Source organism: Pseudomonas sp. S3E12 (assembly GCF_001702295.1).
GTDB classification, from domain to species: Bacteria; Pseudomonadota; Gammaproteobacteria; order Pseudomonadales; family Pseudomonadaceae; genus Aquipseudomonas; species Aquipseudomonas marginalis.
Genome location: NZ_MBDT01000004.1, coordinates 110,322 through 128,499, shown reverse-complemented (window position 1 = coordinate 128,499; position 18,178 = coordinate 110,322). Strand labels below are relative to the sequence as shown.

At 61.3% G+C, this 18,178-nt stretch carries 13 protein-coding genes; 7 read left to right on the top strand and 6 right to left on the bottom strand.

The window, feature by feature from the left end:
- Positions 1-15: 15 nt before the first annotated feature.
- Positions 16-1,383, top strand: a complete 1,368-nt coding sequence (gene radA, locus BB029_RS04090) for a DNA repair protein RadA (RefSeq protein ID WP_024077502.1) — start codon at positions 16-18, stop codon at positions 1,381-1,383.
- 16 nt (positions 1,384-1,399) lie between these two features.
- On the top strand, positions 1,400-2,125 hold the full coding sequence (locus BB029_RS04085) for a hypothetical protein (RefSeq protein WP_065938391.1): 726 nt from the start codon (positions 1,400-1,402) through the stop codon (positions 2,123-2,125).
- A gap of 4 nt (positions 2,126-2,129) precedes the next feature.
- Here BB029_RS04085 and BB029_RS04080 read toward each other — a convergent pair whose 3' ends face one another.
- Positions 2,130-2,498, bottom strand: coding sequence for a PilZ domain-containing protein (locus BB029_RS04080; RefSeq protein ID WP_065938309.1), 369 nt, complete (start codon positions 2,496-2,498; stop codon positions 2,130-2,132).
- A 174-nt stretch (positions 2,499-2,672) separates the two neighbouring features.
- On the opposite strand from BB029_RS04080, the gene BB029_RS04075 reads away from it, so the two are divergent.
- The 3 genes from BB029_RS04075 (at position 2,673) to yjiA (ending at position 6,048) form a co-directional block, all read left to right on the top strand.
- Positions 2,673-4,739 (top strand): carbon starvation CstA family protein, encoded by a 2,067-nt coding sequence (locus BB029_RS04075; RefSeq protein WP_065938308.1) that lies wholly within the window; start codon positions 2,673-2,675, stop codon positions 4,737-4,739.
- 15 nt (positions 4,740-4,754) lie between these two features.
- Positions 4,755-4,952: a YbdD/YjiX family protein gene (locus BB029_RS04070; RefSeq protein WP_003176208.1), complete on the top strand. Its 198-nt coding sequence runs from the start codon at positions 4,755-4,757 to the stop codon at positions 4,950-4,952.
- Positions 4,953-5,088: 136 nt separating this feature from the next.
- Positions 5,089-6,048, top strand: coding sequence for a GTPase (gene yjiA, locus BB029_RS04065; protein WP_065938307.1), 960 nt, complete (start codon positions 5,089-5,091; stop codon positions 6,046-6,048).
- A gap of 126 nt (positions 6,049-6,174) precedes the next feature.
- Here the strand turns inward: yjiA and glyA are convergent, their stop codons facing one another.
- The gene (glyA, locus tag BB029_RS04060) at positions 6,175-7,428 is read right to left on the bottom strand and encodes a serine hydroxymethyltransferase (protein WP_017528864.1); all 1,254 of its coding nucleotides are present in this window, start codon (positions 7,426-7,428) and stop codon (positions 6,175-6,177) included.
- A 142-nt stretch (positions 7,429-7,570) separates the two neighbouring features.
- A complete protein-coding gene (locus tag BB029_RS04055; protein WP_065938306.1) occupies positions 7,571-11,422 on the bottom strand; it encodes a bifunctional diguanylate cyclase/phosphodiesterase in 3,852 nt (1,283 codons plus the stop codon).
- A gap of 285 nt (positions 11,423-11,707) precedes the next feature.
- Between BB029_RS04055 and ettA the strand changes: the two genes are divergently transcribed.
- Positions 11,708-13,372 (top strand): energy-dependent translational throttle protein EttA, encoded by a 1,665-nt coding sequence (gene ettA / locus BB029_RS04050; protein ID WP_027605320.1) that lies wholly within the window; start codon positions 11,708-11,710, stop codon positions 13,370-13,372.
- A gap of 298 nt (positions 13,373-13,670) precedes the next feature.
- Entirely contained in the window at positions 13,671-15,008 is a 1,338-nt protein-coding gene (gene gdhA / locus BB029_RS04045) for an NADP-specific glutamate dehydrogenase (protein WP_065938305.1), read from the top strand.
- On the opposite strand, the gene BB029_RS04040 is transcribed toward gdhA, so the two are convergent.
- The 3 genes from BB029_RS04040 to BB029_RS04030 all read right to left on the bottom strand — a co-directional run bounded on the left by BB029_RS04040 (position 15,005) and on the right by BB029_RS04030 (position 18,143).
- Complete coding sequence (locus tag BB029_RS04040; RefSeq protein ID WP_027605322.1) at positions 15,005-15,502, bottom strand: GreA/GreB family elongation factor; 498 nt, start codon at positions 15,500-15,502, stop codon at positions 15,005-15,007. The two genes, gdhA and BB029_RS04040, sit on opposite strands and share 4 nt — an antisense overlap.
- Positions 15,503-15,572: 70 nt before the next feature.
- Complete coding sequence (locus BB029_RS04035; RefSeq protein ID WP_065938304.1) at positions 15,573-15,929, bottom strand: hypothetical protein; 357 nt, start codon at positions 15,927-15,929, stop codon at positions 15,573-15,575.
- 360 nt (positions 15,930-16,289) lie between these two features.
- The gene (locus tag BB029_RS04030) at positions 16,290-18,143 is read right to left on the bottom strand and encodes a DUF4105 domain-containing protein (protein ID WP_065938303.1); all 1,854 of its coding nucleotides are present in this window, start codon (positions 18,141-18,143) and stop codon (positions 16,290-16,292) included.
- Between the last annotated feature and the right edge of the window lie 35 nt (positions 18,144-18,178).

The following is an 18,178-nucleotide window of genomic DNA, read 5'->3' as shown; positions in this document are numbered from 1 at the left end:
GTTGGAGGTTCTCAAATGGCAAAGGCCAAGCGCATGTACGGCTGCACGGAGTGCGGCGCGACCTTTCCCAAGTGGGCCGGCCAATGCACCGAGTGTGGTGCGTGGAATACCCTGACCGAGACCATGATCGAAAGTGGCGGCGCCTCGGCCCCCACCGGCCGCGCCGGCTGGACCGGGCAGCAGGCGCAGATCAAGACCCTGGCGGAAGTCAGCGTTGAAGAGATCCCGCGTTTCTCGACGGCCTCCGGTGAGCTGGATCGGGTCCTGGGTGGCGGCCTGGTGGATGGTTCGGTGGTGTTGATCGGCGGCGACCCCGGCATCGGCAAGTCGACGATCCTGCTGCAAACCCTGTGCAGCATCGCCAGCCGCATGCCGGCGCTGTACGTCACCGGCGAAGAATCCCAGCAACAGGTGGCCATGCGTGCCCGCCGCCTCGGCTTGCCCCAGGACCAACTGCGGGTCATGACCGAAACCTGCATCGAAAGCATCATCGCCACGGCCCGGATCGAAAAACCCAAGGTCATGGTGATCGACTCGATCCAGACGATTTTCACCGAGCAGCTGCAATCGGCGCCGGGCGGCGTGTCCCAGGTGCGCGAAAGTGCCGCGTTGCTGGTGCGCTACGCCAAGCAGAGCGGCACGGCGATCTTCCTGGTCGGCCATGTGACCAAAGAAGGCGCGCTGGCCGGGCCACGGGTGCTGGAGCATATGGTCGATACCGTGCTGTATTTCGAAGGCGAGTCCGATGGCCGCTTGCGCTTGCTGCGGGCGGTGAAGAACCGCTTCGGCGCGGTGAACGAACTGGGTGTGTTCGCCATGACCGACCGGGGGCTGAAGGAAGTCTCCAACCCATCGGCGATTTTCCTGACCCGTGCCCAGGAAGAAGTCCCAGGCAGCGTGGTCATGGCGACGTGGGAAGGCACCCGGCCGATGCTGGTGGAAGTCCAGGCGCTGGTGGATGACAGCCATCTGGCCAACCCACGTCGCGTCACGCTGGGCCTGGATCAAAACCGCCTGGCGATGCTGTTGGCGGTGCTGCACCGTCACGGTGGCATCCCGACCCATGACCAGGACGTGTTCCTCAACGTGGTCGGCGGGGTCAAGGTGCTGGAAACCGCGTCCGACCTGGCGCTGATGGCGGCGGTGATGTCCAGCCTGCGTAACCGGCCATTGCCCCACGACCTGCTGGTATTCGGTGAGGTGGGCCTGTCCGGCGAAGTGCGTCCGGTGCCGAGTGGTCAGGAACGCTTGAAGGAAGCGGCCAAGCACGGCTTCAAGCGCGCGATTGTGCCTAAGGGCAATGCGCCGAAGGAAATGCCGCCAGGATTACAGGTGATTGGGGTCACGCGCCTGGAACAGGCGTTGGATGCACTTTTCGAATAACTCAGGGATGGACGCCATGCAACGATCAAACCGCTGGGGCGTCGTCGCCCTGTTTATCACCTTGGCCGGCTTGCCCGCCATGGCCTGGGCTGAGCTGCCAACGGGCTATCGCCTGGCGCAAACGCTGGTGACACAGGACGGCAGTGTGTTGCAGGTGCTCGAAGACCAACGCATCAGCGTCCAGCTGCACAAGGACAGTTGGGGCAGTGGGCTGGATGAAGACTCGTTCGACGAGCCCGGTGATCTGGTCGACAACCCGCTGCTGGACGCCCAGGTGCGATTGGTCTCGGCCACGGGTGAGGTGATCGCCCACGAAGACCTCGGCTACCCCTTGGCCCAGGTCAAGAAAGCCCCGCTCAAAGGGCTGCCCGAACCTGTGTATTTTTTGACTATTGACCAGACCGCCCCCATGGGCAGCTACAGCGGGCCTGCCACGCAGCTGTTGCTGCCTGGCAAACAGCAACTCAAGCCGCTGGGTTACCAGGGCGCCGACGGCAAAGTCCAGGCGTTGACCCTGGCGCATACGGGCAAGGCGGCGTGGAAGATCGTGACGCCAACCAGTGGCGGCGCGGATGAACTGCTGCAGGTGTCGTCCTTCATGGACGGCGACGGTGAGGATGACTTTGCCACCCGTTATCAGACTTATCGGTTTGTCGACGGGCAGTGGCACGGCGCCTCAAGTCAGAAGAAGGGCTACTGGGACATGGAAAGCGAATTTCCCGCACGTACGGCGTTTCCCTGAGCCCTTACACCTCCAGCAACGCGCCCAACTCCCGCTCCAGCTCTTCCTGGTCGCCCAGGTTCAACTCGATCAGCCGCCGCAAGTGGCTGATCGAGTCCAGATCGATGTCTGTGCACACAAATCCCAGCTGGCCATCCGCTTCGTGGGTCAGATGCACTCGCATCTTTATATGAGCCTTGGGGTCCAGGCGTATGTCGACGTCGAACGGCAGGGCTTTATTCCCCTTCCAGGGGTCGGGCTTTTGCACCAGCAAGCCCTTCAGCGACAAATCCACCAATTGCACGGGCCACTCCTGGCCGTTTTGCCGAAGTTCGGTCTTGGCATCAAAGGCGATCCGGCGAAAACGACGGCGATCAGACGCTTGCTCGGTCATGGTGAAACCCTCTGTGGATAAAAGGATTGTAGCCCTGCGCCATTATCGGGTGGTTTTTTCTGCTTTTTTTGCCTCTGCAAGGCTCTAGACCAACGTAGGGGGGTGGCCTTTAAGGCCAGTAGCGCTAAACTCCGGATGGCTGTCCTTTCTGTCCACCCTGGCTGGAATATAAAAATGAAAAATAATAATAGCCTGCTACGCCACCTACCCTGGCTGGTGCTGGCAATCGTAGGAGCGTGCGCCCTGGGCGTAGTGGCGTTGCGCCGAGGCGAGGCGATCAACGCCTTGTGGATCGTGGTCGCTGCCGTGGCCATCTATCTGGTTGCTTATCGCTACTACAGCCTGTTCATCGCTAATAATGTGATGCAACTCGATCCACGGCGGGCCACCCCCGCAGTGCTCAACAATGACGGTCTGGACTATGTGCCGACCAACAAACACATCCTTTTCGGTCACCACTTTGCGGCGATTGCCGGTGCAGGCCCCCTGGTCGGCCCGGTACTGGCGGCGCAAATGGGCTACCTGCCCGGCACGCTCTGGCTGATTGCCGGCGTGGTGCTGGCCGGTGCGGTGCAGGACTTCATGGTCCTGTTCCTGTCCACCCGTCGTAATGGCCGTTCCCTGGGCGACATGGTTCGCGAAGAGATGGGGCGTATCCCGGGGACCATCGCGCTGTTCGGCTGCTTCCTGATCATGATCATCATCCTCGCGGTGCTGGCGCTGATCGTGGTCAAGGCCCTGGCCGAGAGCCCATGGGGCATCTTCACGGTGATGGCGACCATCCCGATTGCGATGTTCATGGGCATCTACATGCGCTACATCCGCCCGGGCCGTATCGGTGAAATCTCCATCATCGGCGTGCTGTTGCTGCTCGGTTCGATCTGGCTGGGCGGGCAGATCGCCGCTGATCCAGTCTGGGCCAAGGCCTTCACCTTCACCGGGATCCAGATCACCTGGATGCTGATCGGCTACGGTTTCGTGGCGGCGGTACTGCCGGTGTGGCTGATCCTCGCGCCACGTGACTACCTCTCTACCTTCTTGAAAATCGGCACCATCATCGCCCTGGCGATTGGCATCCTGGTGACCATGCCCGACCTGAAAATGCCGGCGCTGACCCAGTTCATCGACGGTACCGGCCCGGTATGGAAGGGCGGCCTGTTCCCGTTCCTGTTCATCACCATTGCCTGTGGCGCGGTCTCGGGCTTCCATGCGCTGATTTCCTCGGGCACCACGCCCAAGCTGCTGGCCAGTGAAAGCCACGCCCGTTACATCGGTTACGGCGGCATGCTGATGGAGTCCTTCGTGGCGATCATGGCGATGGTTGCCGCTTCGGTGATAGAGCCAGGCGTGTACTTCGCCATGAACAGCCCGGCGGCGATCGTGGGCACCGACGTGGTGACCGTGGCACAAACCGTCAGCAGCTGGGGTTTTGCAATTACCCCCGAGGCGCTGTCGGCAGTGGCCCATGACATCGGTGAAACCACCATCCTCGCGCGTGCCGGTGGTGCGCCGACGTTGGCGGTGGGTATCGCGCAGATCCTGCACAGTGTGCTGCCGGGTGAAAACACCATGGCGTTCTGGTACCACTTTGCGATCCTGTTCGAAGCGCTGTTTATCCTGACTGCCGTCGATGCGGGCACCCGTGCCGGTCGCTTCATGCTTCAGGATTTGCTCGGCTCCTTCGTACCGGCGCTCAAGCGCACCGAGTCCTGGACCGCCAACCTGATCGCGACCGCCGGTTGCGTCGCCATGTGGGGTTACCTGCTGTACCAGGGCGTGATCGACCCGCTGGGCGGCATCAACACCTTGTGGCCGCTGTTCGGTATCTCCAACCAGATGCTGGCCGGTATCGCGCTGATGCTCGCCACCGTTGTGCTGATCAAAATGAAGCGCCAGCGCTACATCTGGGTGACCATGCTGCCGGCGGTCTGGCTGCTGATCTGCACCACCACCGCGGGCTTCATCAAGTTGTTCGACGCCAACCCGGCGATCGGCTTCCTGTCGCTGGCGAAGAAGTACAGTGATGCCCTGGCAAACGGCCAGATCCTGGCCCCGGCCAAGAGCGTGGACCAGATGCAGCACGTGATCTGGAATGCCTACACCAACGCAACGCTGACTGTGCTGTTCCTGTTCGTGGTGTTCAGCATCCTGTTCTATGCGCTCAAGGTCGGCGTCGCCGCCTGGGGCAACAAAGAGCGTACGGATAAAGAAGCCCCGTTCCAGGCAGTACCGGACGCATAATCGAGGATTGCAACCATGTTCAATGACATCAGTCGCCTCGGTAAATACCTCGGTCAGGCCGCGCGCCTGATGGTCGGCATGCCCGACTACGACACGTACGTCGAGCATATGCAAACCAAGCACCCGGACAAGCCGATGATGGACTACAAGGCGTTCTTCCGGGAACGTCAGGAGGCCCGTTACGGCGGCAAGGGTGGGCCCAAGTGCTGTTGATTTAACGCAACGCCCTGTGGGAGGGGGCTTGCCCCCGATAGCGGTGTGTCAGTGACAGATAAGTGCCTGACACACTGCTATCGGGGGCAAGCCCCCTCCCACATTTGTCTCTGTGTTCCTTTAAGGAGAATTTCTTTTGTCCTCTCCCATTCCAGTCACCGTTCTCAGCGGCTTTCTCGGCGCGGGCAAGACCACTTTGCTGCGCCATCTGCTCAAGGCAGAGCACGGGCTGAAAATTGCCGTGATCGAAAACGAATTCAGCGACGCCGGTATCGACACCCAATTGCTGGGCGAAGAACCGGTGCAAGTCATGACCCTGTCCAACGGCTGCGTGTGCTGCACCATCCACACCGACCTGACCAAAGCCCTGTATCTGTTGCTCGAGCGCCTGGACAGCGGTGAGATCGCCTTCGACCGCCTGGTGATCGAGTGCACCGGCCTGGCCGACCCGGCGCCGGTGGCCCAGACCTTTTTCATCGATGAGGAGCTGCGCGAGCGCTACATCCTCGACGGCATCATCACCCTGGTGGACGCCGCCCACGCCGAGCACCACCTAACCCAGACCATCGCCCAGGCGCAGATCGGTTTTGCCGACCGGCTGCTGGTGAGCAAGCGAGACCTGGTGGATGACGCTGCCTTCGAGGCACTCAGTGAGCGCCTCACACGCATCAACCGCCGCGCGCCGATTCGCGTGGTTGAGCACGGCAAGATTGATCTGGCCGAACTGCTCGATGTGCGCGGCTTCAATCTCAACGCCGGCATGAGCCTGCGCCCGGTGAGCAAGGCGCCGTCCATCGACCGTATTTCCAGCCTGGTGCTGCGCACCGACCAGCCGCTGGATATCGACCGTCTCAGTGAGTTCATGAACGAACTGCTGGAAGACCATGGCAAGCAGCTGCTGCGCTACAAGGGCGTACTCAATATTGCCGGCGAAGACCGTCGCATGGTGTTCCAGGGCGTGCTCAAGCTCTATGGTTTCGACTGGGATACCGAATGGGCCGAGGGTGAGGCGCGGGAGAGTGTGATCGTGTTTATTGCCGATGAATTGCCGGAGGACAAGATCCGAGAAGGCTTTGAGCGGGTCTATCAGGCATAAAAAAGCCCACCTGTAGGAGCGAGCTTGCTCGCGAAGAACTCACAGGCAACGCGTGCACCCAAGATGCACGCGTTATCGTTGACGTTTTTCGCGAGCAAGCTCGCTCCTACAGTGGGCTTCTTTGTATTACGCGCCGTATACCGGCAGCTTCTTGCAGATGGCCTTGACCTTCTCACGCACCGCGTCGATCACGGCTTCGTTGTTCAGGTCCGCCAGGATGTCGCAGATCCAGCCGGCCAGTTCCTTGCACTCTGCTTCCTTGAAGCCACGAGTGGTCACAGCCGGGGTGCCGAAGCGCAGGCCGGAGGTGACGAACGGCGAACGTGGGTCGTTCGGCACGGAGTTTTTGTTCACGGTGATGAAGGCTTTGCCCAGGGCGGCGTCAGCATCTTTACCGGAAATGTCCTGCTTGATCAGCGACAGCAGGAACAGGTGGTTTTCAGTACCGCCGGACACCACGTCAAAACCACGCTCGATGAACACGCCGGCCATGGCCTTGGCGTTTTTCACCACTTGTTGCTGGTAGGTCTTGAACTCAGGCTGCAGGGCTTCCTTGAAGCAGATCGCCTTGGCAGCGATCACGTGCTCCAGTGGGCCGCCCTGGGCGCCCGGGAATACGGCGGAGTTCAGCTTTTTCTCGATCTCGGCGTTGGCGCGCGCCAGGATCAGGCCACCACGTGGACCGCGCAGGGTCTTGTGGGTGGTGGTGGTCACCACGTCAGCGAAAGGCACAGGGTTCGGGTAGACGCCAGCGGCGACCAGACCGGCTACGTGAGCCATGTCGACGAACAGGTAGGCGCCCACCTTGTCGGCGATGGCGCGGAAGCGTGGGAAGTCGAGGATCTGCGAGTAGGCAGAGAAACCGGCCACGATCATTTTTGGCTTGTGCTCGACCGCCAGGCGCTCGACTTCGTCGTAGTCGATCAGGCCGTTGGCATCGATACCGTATTGAACGGCGTTGTACAGCTTGCCGGAGGAGGAAACGCTGGCGCCGTGGGTCAGGTGACCGCCATGGGCCAGGCTCATGCCCAGGATGGTGTCGCCGCCTTGCAGCAGGGCCAGGTACACGGCGCTGTTGGCTTGGGAGCCGGCGTGCGGCTGGACGTTGGCGTAATCGGCGCCGAACAGTTCTTTTGCACGGTCGATGGCCAGTTGCTCAACCACGTCGACGTACTCGCAGCCACCGTAGTAGCGCTTGCCTGGGTAGCCTTCGGCGTACTTGTTGGTCAGAACCGAACCTTGAGCCTCCATCACCGCAGGGCTGGTGTAGTTTTCCGAAGCGATCAGCTCAATGTGCTCTTCCTGGCGCACGGCTTCTTGCTCCATGGCGGCGAAGAGATCGGCGTCGTACTTGGCAATAGTCAAATCACGGCTGAACATGGCGGTCCTCAAGGATCGGGGGCAGAAAAGGAGGGCATTCTAACCCAATGGGTTTTAGATGGCATATGAAAGGACATCATGTCGCGGACAAGTGGGGCTCATCTCGAGATGGGCGGTGACTGTGCCGGCCTCATCACACCGCTCAATCGAACATGAACAGCGCATCATTGCTGAACTGCGCCTCGAACCGATGTGCCGGCATCGGCCGCCCGAACAGATACCCCTGCACCTCGTCGCAACCATGCTCGCGCAGGAAGTCCAGCTGCTCATGGGTTTCCACACCTTCGGCAATCACCGCCAGGTTGAGGCTGTGGGCCATGGCGATAATGGCGCGGGCGATTTGTGCATCCTGTTCGCCGGAGGGCAGGCCATCGACGAAGGTGCGGTCGATTTTCAGCACGTCGATGGGGAATTGCTTGAGGTAGTTGAGGGACGAATAACCGGTGCCGAAGTCGTCCACCGCGATGCTCAGGCCCAGGTTTTTCAGGCTGTCGAGGATGTGCATGGCTTCGTTGACTTCGCGCATCAGGATACTTTCGGTCAGCTCCAGTTCCAGGCACGCCGGCGGCAGGCCGGTGTCCTTGAGGATGGTGGCGATGCGCGTGCCCAGTTGGCCGTCGGAGAACTGTCGCGCGGAGATGTTCACCGAGACTTTCGGTACCCGCACCTTGTTCTGGTGCCAGGTCTTGAGCTGGCGACAGGCTTCGCTGATCACCCAGTCGCCCACGTCCACCACCAGGCCCAGCTCTTCGAGCACCGGAATGAAGTCCCCCGGCGGCACCAGTCCACGGCGTGGGTGGCGCCAGCGCAGCAACGCCTCGGCGCCGGTCAGGCGTTTGCCGTCGCCGCTGAACTGCGGCTGGTAATAGAGCACGAATTCGTCCTGCTCCAGGGCGTGGCGCAGGTCGCTCTCCAGTTCCAGGCGTTCCAGGGCGCTGGCGTTCATATCGGCCTGATAGAACTGGAAGTTGTTCTTGCCGCGTTCCTTGGCGTGATACATCGCGGTGTCGGCGTTTTTCATCAGTTGGCTCAGCTCGTTGCCGTCCTGGGGGCTGAGTGCGATGCCGATACTGGCGGTCACAAAGAACTCGCGACCCTCCAGCACGAAGGGCTTCACCAGGCTGGCGAGGATCTGCTCGGCCACATGGATCGCGCGGTTCAGCGCCATTTCGCGGTTGACCCGTGGTTGCAGCAGCAACGTGAACTCGTCGCCGCCCATGCGTGCCACGGTGTCGTCTTCGGCCACGCAACCGAGCAGGCGGGTCGCCATTTCCTTGAGCATGCGGTCGCCGGCGGCGTGGCCCAGGGAGTCGTTGATCGGCTTGAAACGGTCAAGGTCAAGGAACATCAGCACCACCCACGACTTCTGCCGTTCGGCTGATTGCAGCGCGGTGTGCAGGCGGTCCTGGAACAGCGTGCGGTTGGGCAGGTGGGTCAGGGCGTCGTAGTAGGCCAGGCGGTGGATGCGCTGTTCGCTGGCCTTGCGTTCGCTGATATCACTGAAGAAACACACATAACTGGCCAGGTCGCCTTCGTCGTCGAACACCGCCGTAATGCCGACCCAGGCCGGGTAGTGCTCGCCGTTACGGCGCTTGAGCCACACTTCGCCTTCCCAGGTGCTGTGCTGGTGCAATTGCTTGAGCACGTAGCGCAGGTGGGCTTCCTGTTGTTCGTCGACGGTGAGCATGTTCGGCAACTGGTCGAGTACGTCACTCACCGCATAACCGCTGACCCGGCTGAACGCCTCGTTGGCCTGCACGATATAACCGGCCGGGTCGGTGATCAGGATCGCCGACGTGGAGTGTTCGAATACGGTGGCGGCCATGCGCAGGTCTTTTTCCGCGCGGCGTTGCTGGCTGATATCGCGGCCCACGCCGAGGACACCCTCGAAGGCGCCGTGCTCATCCCACACCAGCACCAGGCGCAGCTCGATCGGCACCTTGCGGCCGTCGGCGCGCAGGCAGTCGAACAGGAACAACTGGGTCTGCACTTGATCGCGGAGTCTGTTCAGCGCGTCGGGATCGCCCAGCGCCCGGCTGACCTGTTCCAGCAAGCTATAGATGCCGGTCAGTTGCTGCGGGTTGGCGATGATCGACTGCCAGCCGTTCTTGAATACCCAGTCCACGTCGTAACCCAGCACGGCGTTGACCGACGGGCTGATGTAGTTGAGGGCCAGTTGGCTGTCGGTGGAGCAGATCACGTCGCTGATGCTTTCGGCCAGCATGCGGTAGCGCTTTTCGCTGTCGCGCAGGGACTCGCTGGCTTCGATCTGGTCGGTGATGTCCTTGGCCACACCGATGATGCGCGTGACTTGCGCCGACTTGTCCCGCGCCAGGGCCTGCTCGCGGATATCAAAGCGCCGCCATTGGTTGTTACGATGGCGAAAGCGCAACTGGCAGTGCAACTGCGTCGCGTAGCCGGCCTGGCGTTGCTGCTGGCGCAAATCGTGGTAATGCTCGGCGTCTTCGGGGTGCAGCAGGATTTCCCAGAAATACTCGCCCATTTGCTGCAGTTCGGCCTTGGTATAGCCGAGGGTGTGGCCCAGATGGTGGTTGCTGAAGATCATCCGCTGGCTGATCACGTCCTGCACATACAAGTGGTCGGGCACGGTACGCACCACGTCCGACCAGAAGCTTTCGCGTTCCACCAGCGACAGCTCGATCAGCTTGCGGCTGGTGATGTCGCTGATGCTGAGGATCACCGCCTTGAAGTCGTCCTGCTGCTCCGGCAGGCGCATCACCATCCAAAGGTACTGTTCGTTGCCGGCCACATCCTTGAGCTGGATTTCCAACTCAAGCTGATTCTGTTGGGTCAGGACCGCTTCGAGTATCTGATGTCCGATGGACGTGGTGTTGCGCGGGCAATCATCGATCAGCCGCTCCCACGCTTCCTCGCAGGAGCCCACTCTGAGCAGGCTCACCGCCACCTGGTTGATCTCGGTGATGCGCAGTTCGGTGAGCAACTGCCGGCATTCCTCGGGGGAGGTTTGCAGCCAGGCGTGCAGTTGCTCGCGGGTCTGCAAGTGCACCTTGCCAAAGAATGCATTCAGGCCCGACAGGTCAAGTACGCACAGGGCGACGCCGGTGCCTTCGAAAATATCCTGATACCGACGCCGGCCTTCATGCACCTGGCGCTGGCGGCGACGCATATTCAGCAACACGATCACGGGGATCAGCGAGAAGGCCAGGCCCAGCAGGCATTTACCGATAAACGCCGGCAGCAGTTGTTCCAGCACGGCTGCGCGGTCGAACATCCCACGCAATTGCCAGTCGCTTTTGCTCAGGGGCGTGACCAGCACGCTTTTATTCAGGTCATCCGGGGTCAGGGCGTCGCCCCATTGCGCCGGCATGCCGCTGTCACGGCTGACCACACGGTGGTTCAGGCGGTTCTCGATGGCCCACATCGGCCGTTGGCCCTGGCTGTCCTGGCGGGTCAGGTTGACCAGGTACTCGGGTGCCAGGCGCAGCGCCCAGTACATCCTTGAGCCGCCGCTGGGCTGGTGCAGCAGCAGATAGATGAGGGTGCCGTCGTTGTTATTGCTCAGGTAATAGGGTTGGCCGTGGCTGCGCTGCACCAACTCTTCCAGCCAGGCGCTGTCCTGGCTGTCATTGGCGCTGTCGCTGATCATCGCGCCGCTGGGCGCCAGCAGGGCGATACTGCGCAGTTCCGGCAGCGAGCGCTGCAACGTGCGCGTCAAGGCCTGTTGCTGTTCGATGTCGCGTGGCGGCTCGACCATCGGTAGCAGGTTCAGGGCAATTTTTGCGCTCAGGGCCATGTTCAGGCTGATTTGTTCAGCCAGGTCGGCACTGTAGTCGATGGTGTATTGCTGTTGGTTTTTCTGGTTTTGCTGCAACTGGTCCAGCAGTTGCCAGAACAATAATGCGAGCAGCAGGAGGACGAGCGTCGCCAATGCGCCTTTGAGGGTGCCGTGCAGGGGCGTTCCCGGCGCTACATGAGCGGCGCGCAAGGGCGTTGGCGGCGTGACTTTGGACAAGCTGTGATCCTGCGGTTTGGCTGGACTGGCGCGCGACGTGCACTATAAGCCGGACGCCCGAAGGGCGGCTAGCATGCCTTGACTTGTGGCAAAGTGCCAGCCCTGCTTGGCTGGACTGACCAAGCGCATTCAGGTAGCTTTGCCGGTTACGCGGGGGCGTTCCAGCCCCAGACATTCAGGCTTTTTCCGCTCGCTGGCATTGATGATAGTCAACGGCCCGCGCGGCGCATGGCCTGGCACGGGCTTCGCCCGCTTAATTCATCAGTCACTGACGCTAGGTTCACCATGGCTCAATACGTCTTCACCATGCATAGGCTGGGAAAAGTTGTCCCTCCGAAGCGGGAAATCCTGAAAAACATTTCGCTGTCCTTCTTCCCCGGCGCCAAGATCGGCGTGCTCGGCCTCAACGGTTCGGGTAAGTCCACGCTGCTGAAAATCATGGCCGGCGTCGACACCGAGTTCGAAGGCGAAGCCCGCCCGATGCCGGAACTGAACATCGGTTACCTGCCCCAGGAGCCGATCCTGGACCCGACCAAGACCGTGCGTGAAGTGGTCGAAGAAGCCGTCAGCGTGATCAAGGACGCCCAGGCCCGCCTGGACGAGGTCTACGCCGCCTACGCCGAACCGGACGCCGACTTCGACAAGCTGGCCGCTGAACAAGCCAAGCTCGAAGCCATCCTGCAGGCCGGCGACGGTCACAACCTGGAGCGCCAGCTGGAAGTCGCCGCCGATGCGCTGCGCCTGCCGGCGTGGGACGCCAAGGTCGAACATCTGTCGGGTGGTGAAAAACGTCGCGTGGCCTTGTGCCGCCTGCTGCTGTCGGCGCCCGACATGCTGCTGCTCGACGAACCGACCAACCACCTGGACGCCGACTCCGTCGCTTGGCTGGAGCACTTCCTGCACGATTTCCCCGGCACCGTGGTTGCGATCACGCACGACCGCTACTTCCTCGACAACGTTGCCGGCTGGATCCTCGAGCTTGACCGTGGCGCCGGTATCCCTTACGAGGGCAACTACTCCGGTTGGCTGGAAGCCAAGTCCGACCGTCTGGCCGCCGAATCCAAGCAGCAATCGGCCCACGAAAAAGCCATGAAGGAAGAACTGGAGTGGGTGCGCAAAGGCGCTAAGGCCCGCCAGTCCAAATCCAAGGCACGTCTGCAACGCTTCGAAGAAATGCAGTCGCAGGAATTCCAGAAGCGCAGCGAAACCAACGAGATCTACATTCCGGCCGGTCCGCGCCTGGGTGACAAGGTCATCGAGTTCAAGAACGTGTGCAAAGGCTATGGCGATCGCGTGCTGATCGACAACCTGTCGTTCTCCATGCCAAAAGGCGCGATCGTCGGCGTCATTGGTGGTAACGGCGCGGGTAAATCCACCCTGTTCCGCATGCTGATGGGCAAGGAAACGCCGGATTCGGGCAGCATCGAAATCGGCGAAACCGTGCAACTGGCCTGTGTGGACCAGAGCCGCGAAGACCTGGATGGCAGCAAGACTGTGTTCCAGCAAATTTCCGACGGTTCCGACCAGATCCGCATCGGCAACTATGAAATCCCGTCGCGCACCTACGTCGGCCGTTTCAACTTCAAGGGCGGCGACCAGCAGAAGTTCGTCAAGGACCTGTCCGGTGGTGAGCGCGGTCGCTTGCACCTGGCCCTGACCCTGAAAGAGGGCGGCAACGTCCTGCTGCTCGACGAACCGTCCAACGACCTCGACGTTGAAACCCTGCGTTCCCTGGAAGAAGCCCTGCTGGACTTCCCGGGCGCCGCCATTGTGATCTCTCACGATCGGTGGTTCCTTGACCGCGTCGCGACCCACATCCTGGCGTACGAAGACGACTCGCAAGCGGTGTTCTTCGAAGGCAACTACACCGAGTACGAAGCGGACCGTAAAAAGCGCCTGGGCGAAGCTGCCGCCCAGCCGCACCGTGTACGGCACAAAAAACTGGCCTGATCCGGCTGGTGTGAAAAAAGCGGAGCCCTCGGGCTCCGTTTTTTTTGTACATTTTTCCTGACCCACACCGATCAAATGTGGGAGGGGGCTTGCCCCCGATAGCTTTTTCCCTGCTGGTGCATAACCTGCCTTGGCAATCCCCTTTTAAGTGCGATAAATCCCTTTTTCCTGGGTTTATTTATATCTAATGCACCATTTAAATTCACAAAAGCGACATTTTGCCCTGTCGCGGTGCGACATGAATTGATAAAGTCCGGCTCAATCTCATTTAAAAACAATCAATTTGCCGAGACTTTTCATGATCGAATCCGTCGAATCCTTCCTCGCCCGCCTGAAAAAACGCGACCCCGACCAGCCGGAATTCCACCAGGCGGTAGAAGAAGTCCTACGCAGCCTGTGGCCGTTTCTTGAAGCCAATCCCCACTACCTGGCCTCGGGCATCCTGGAGCGCATCTGCGAGCCGGAGCGTGCGATTACCTTTCGGGTGTCGTGGGTCGATGATCACGGCAAGGTCCAGGTCAACCGCGGCTTTCGTATCCAGATGAACAGCGCCATCGGCCCCTACAAGGGCGGCCTGCGTTTCCACCCGTCGGTAAACCTGGGTGTGCTGAAGTTCCTCGCCTTCGAGCAGACCTTCAAGAACTCCCTGACTTCGCTGCCCATGGGCGGCGGCAAGGGCGGCTCGGATTTTGATCCCAAAGGCAAGAGCGATGCCGAAGTCATGCGCTTCTGCCAGGCGTTCATGAGCGAGCTGTACCGCCATATCGGCGCAGACGTGGACGTGCCGGCCGGCGACATCGGCGTGGGCGCCCGGGAGATTGGCTTCCTGTTCGGCCAGTACAAGCGCCTGAGCAACCAATTCACCTCCGTGCTCACCGGCAAGGGCATGACCTACGGCGGCAGCCTGATCCGCCCGGAAGCCACCGGGTTCGGGTGTGTGTACTTCGCCGAAGAAATGCTCAAGCGCGATGGCCTGCGGGTGGAAGGCAAGCGCGTGGCGGTCTCCGGCTCCGGCAACGTCGCCCAGTATGCGGCGCGCAAGGTCATGGACCTGGGCGGCAAGGTGATTTCCCTGTCCGACTCCGAAGGCACGCTCTACGCCGAAAGCGGCTTGACCGAGGAGCAATGGTCGGCGCTGCTGGAGCTGAAAAACGTGCAGCGCGGGCGCATCAGCGAACTGGCCGGCCGTTACGGCCTGGAATTCCGCGCCGGTAAGACTCCTTGGGAACTGGCCTGCGACATTGCCCTGCCATGCGCTACCCAGAACGAACTCGACGCCGAAGCGGCCCGCACGCTGCTGCGCAACGGCTGCATCTGCGTGGCCGAAGGCGCCAACATGCCGACCACCCTTGAGGCTGTGGATATCTTTATCGAGGCGGGCATTCTGTTTGCGCCGGGCAAGGCATCGAATGCCGGCGGCGTCGCCGTGAGCGGCCTGGAGATGTCGCAGAACGCCATGCGCCTGTTGTGGACCGCCGGTGAAGTGGACAGCAAGCTGCACAACATCATGCAGTCGATCCACCATGCCTGCGTGCACTACGGCGAAGAGAACGGTCGGATCAACTACGTGAAGGGCGCGAACATTGCGGGCTTCGTCAAGGTTGCCGACGCGATGCTGGCCCAGGGCATCGTCTAAGCCTCGGCCTCGATGCGCAGGACTTCGATCAACTGATCGCCGACGGGGCGCTTCCACAGCACCTCGTCACCCACCTGGGCGCCCAGCAAGGCACGGCCCAGGGGCGAGCCCCAGTTGATCAGGCCGGCGCCGGCATCGGCCTGGTCTTCCCCGACCAATTGAATGCGCTGCTGTTCGTCATGCTCATTGGCGAACGTCACCCAGCTGCCGATCTGCACCTTGTCGGTAGACGTAGCGGGCGCCACCACCTGGGCGCTTTGCACGCGCTGGTTGAAGTAGCGCAAATCCCGCTCAAGGTCGGCCTGGCGCTGCTTATCGGCCTGTTCGCCCTTGGCGGACTCGGCGCTGTGGGCGGCCTGTAGCTGCGCAACCTTGGCCTGCAATTGCGCCAACCCCTGGGCGGTCAGGCGATTGGGCTGCTCACTGACCTGGCGCTCCACCGGCTGATCGGCCTGGGCGGCGGCGTTGTCCTCATTTACAAAAGCTCGGCTCATGACGTTCTCCCTCTATGGAGCTTGGGCCATGTTCGCCGCGCTTTAGTTTCGATGAATGTCTGAAAGCGACCTATTGCGAGCGATAGGCCCGCGCAGCATCCCGGTTCTTCTCCTGTTGCCAGGCGCGTTCACGGTCATCCCAGTGATTGTCCTTGTAGTCGCGCAGCTCCTCGTTCTCGCGCATGGCCTTGCACTGGCGAAAACCATCCTCCCAGCCTTCGGCGTAGACCCGGTCTTTCAGGTAACGCGGCACGTTTTTGCGAAACACCCCGGTGATCACCCCCGCCGCCTGGCGGCCGCTGCTGCACCCATCGTCAAAACCATCGGCAAAGGCGGGCGGATAGCCCCGAGCCAGCAATTCCTGATGGGTTGACTGGCAACCCGATAGCCACACCACCGCACACAGCATTACTGCATACCGCCACATTGCTTGCTCCCTGGCCGTTTCACGGCTGATAGGAGAAGTCTAGATAGGGATTTGTCGGGGAGGTGTGAAAGGGGTGTGAGAAAGGTGTGGAGCACGATGAGATCGAGCGGTGGGCGCTGACCCTGCCCCCCCAAAACCAGCCTCTACAGGGTGTCTGATACACCGCGTTCTTCTTTACTGGGGCTGCTACGCAGCCCAACGCGGGACAAGCCCGCTCGCCACAGGGGAATTTTTCAGGATCTGAAAAGTTGTGTAGAGACCCATGCCCCGATAGAGGTGCGCCAGCCACTCGATACTGGACTGAACCGCCGCCATCGGGGGCAAGGCCCTCCCACATTTTTGATGTTCGCCAGGCGTTGGTCAGTAGTGATACCACTTCACCTCAAGCATCACTTCATTCACCGGCGTCGACAAGTGGCTGTACTCGCGCTGTGCACTCAGGCGCAGGCCCAGGTTACGGGACAGTTCCCACTGCTGGTTCAGGCTGATGCTGCGCCGCACTTCACCATTGGTGAAGAAGTCTCCTTTAGCCTCCAGGCTCAAGTTGCCCAGGGGGTTTTTCCACAGCACGCCGGTATTGAACCCGGCAGCAGGGGAGATGGCTTCGTTGAAGTCGTTGTTGTGTTCCACGCGCACGGTGCCGAGGGCGAAGCCGAGCATGTCGTCGCGCAGTTGCCAGGTGCCACCGGCACCGCCGTTGACGTGGGCGACCAGGGTTTCGTCGTCGTGTTTACCGGGCACCCGCTCCAGGCCGCCGGTAACTTGCCAGGACCACGGCTGCAGCAAGGCGTTGCGCGGGGTCAGGGAGCGGATGGTGGCCAGGTCCAGTTGCTGCAGTTGCCAGTGGTTGCCTTCGTACTGGCGCAGTTTCATCTGCAGGATTTCGATCTGCGCGCCGAGGGGGAAGCCTTCGGCGTTGTCGTTGAGGTCGTGGTAGGCCATGCGCAGGCCGTATTCGCCGAAGGCCTTGTCGCCACGGGTGCCGAGGCCGGCTTGCCAGGTGCGCGATTCATGGCCGTTTTCGGGCAGGCCGGGGGGCGTGATCGTCAGGTCGGGCGCGGGGTTCTGGTTGATCGCGCGCAGCAGTTCGAAGCTGCGTTGGGAGCGTGCGGTGTCGCGCTCGAGGCCATTGGCACGGTAGCGGCCCAGGCGGTAGGCGGCGTCGATGATCAGGGCCTGGCGGTCGCGAGGCAATGCTTTGAAGGCTGGCGCCTGCAATTGCTGCTGGTCGTCGCTGACCTTCAACACCCATTGTTGCTCGTCGCTGTTCAGCGGCTTGGCACGCTCCAGCAACTCGCGCTCGCGGGAGGGACGGTAGTCGATCTTTTCCACCAGGCCCGCGTCCTTCACGGCCTTGACCGTGTCGGTGGGGATCGCGGTGAGCGGGAATTGCTCGGTCAGGCGCAGGCCGGGGCGCGCCACTTGCAGCAGCTCCAGCAGGCGATAGGAGCAGTTTTCATCGAAGAAAAAGTAGTCGAACTGGATCTGCTTGAGCTCCCACACGTGTTCGACCATGCGCTCGGTCTCGACCTGGGTGAGGTTGAGGCGGTATTCCCACAGGTCGCGGTTTTCGAGGCTGCGGTATTCGGAGAGTTTTTCCTGGTAGGGCACCAGGGCGAACAGGCCGGGGTAGCCGCCCATCAGGCCTTTCCAGGCGTACAGGATGCTGTTGTCCGAGCCTTCGATATAGGCGCCGAAGTTGATCGCGTAGCTGAGCAGCGCAGTCTTGTTGCTTTGCACGTCGGCCTGGTCGATACGCAGCAGGGTGTGGCCGAACATCGACGACGGGCTGTTGAGGTAGGCCGCCGGGAAGATCATCACTGCGCTATGGGGGGCGACGTCCTTGAACCACTGCTTGAATTCCTTGCAGTCCACGGCGGGCAGGTCAGTGAGGTGCAACTGATCCTTGAGCCAGCGGGTACGTGCGGGGTAAACGCATTGAGCGTGTTTTTCACCCAGGCTGGCCGGAGCGTAAAGCGCTTCAACGGTGGCCTTGAGTTCTGCATCCGGGTGGTGGGCGCCATCGGCGGCGAGGAAGAATTTCTTTTCACTGACATAACTGCGCCAGCCACTGACTTTGCCGGCTTCGTAATGGCCCAGAGAAAGCCAGAACGGATCATTGGCCAGTTGCTGCAAACGTTGATCATCAAGATGCGGTGCCGCGTACAGCGGGGCGCAGGCAAAGAGTGCCATCCAGGCAAAGCGTTTGAGCATAGGGGCAACTTAAGTCGGAAATTAGAGAGACCCAA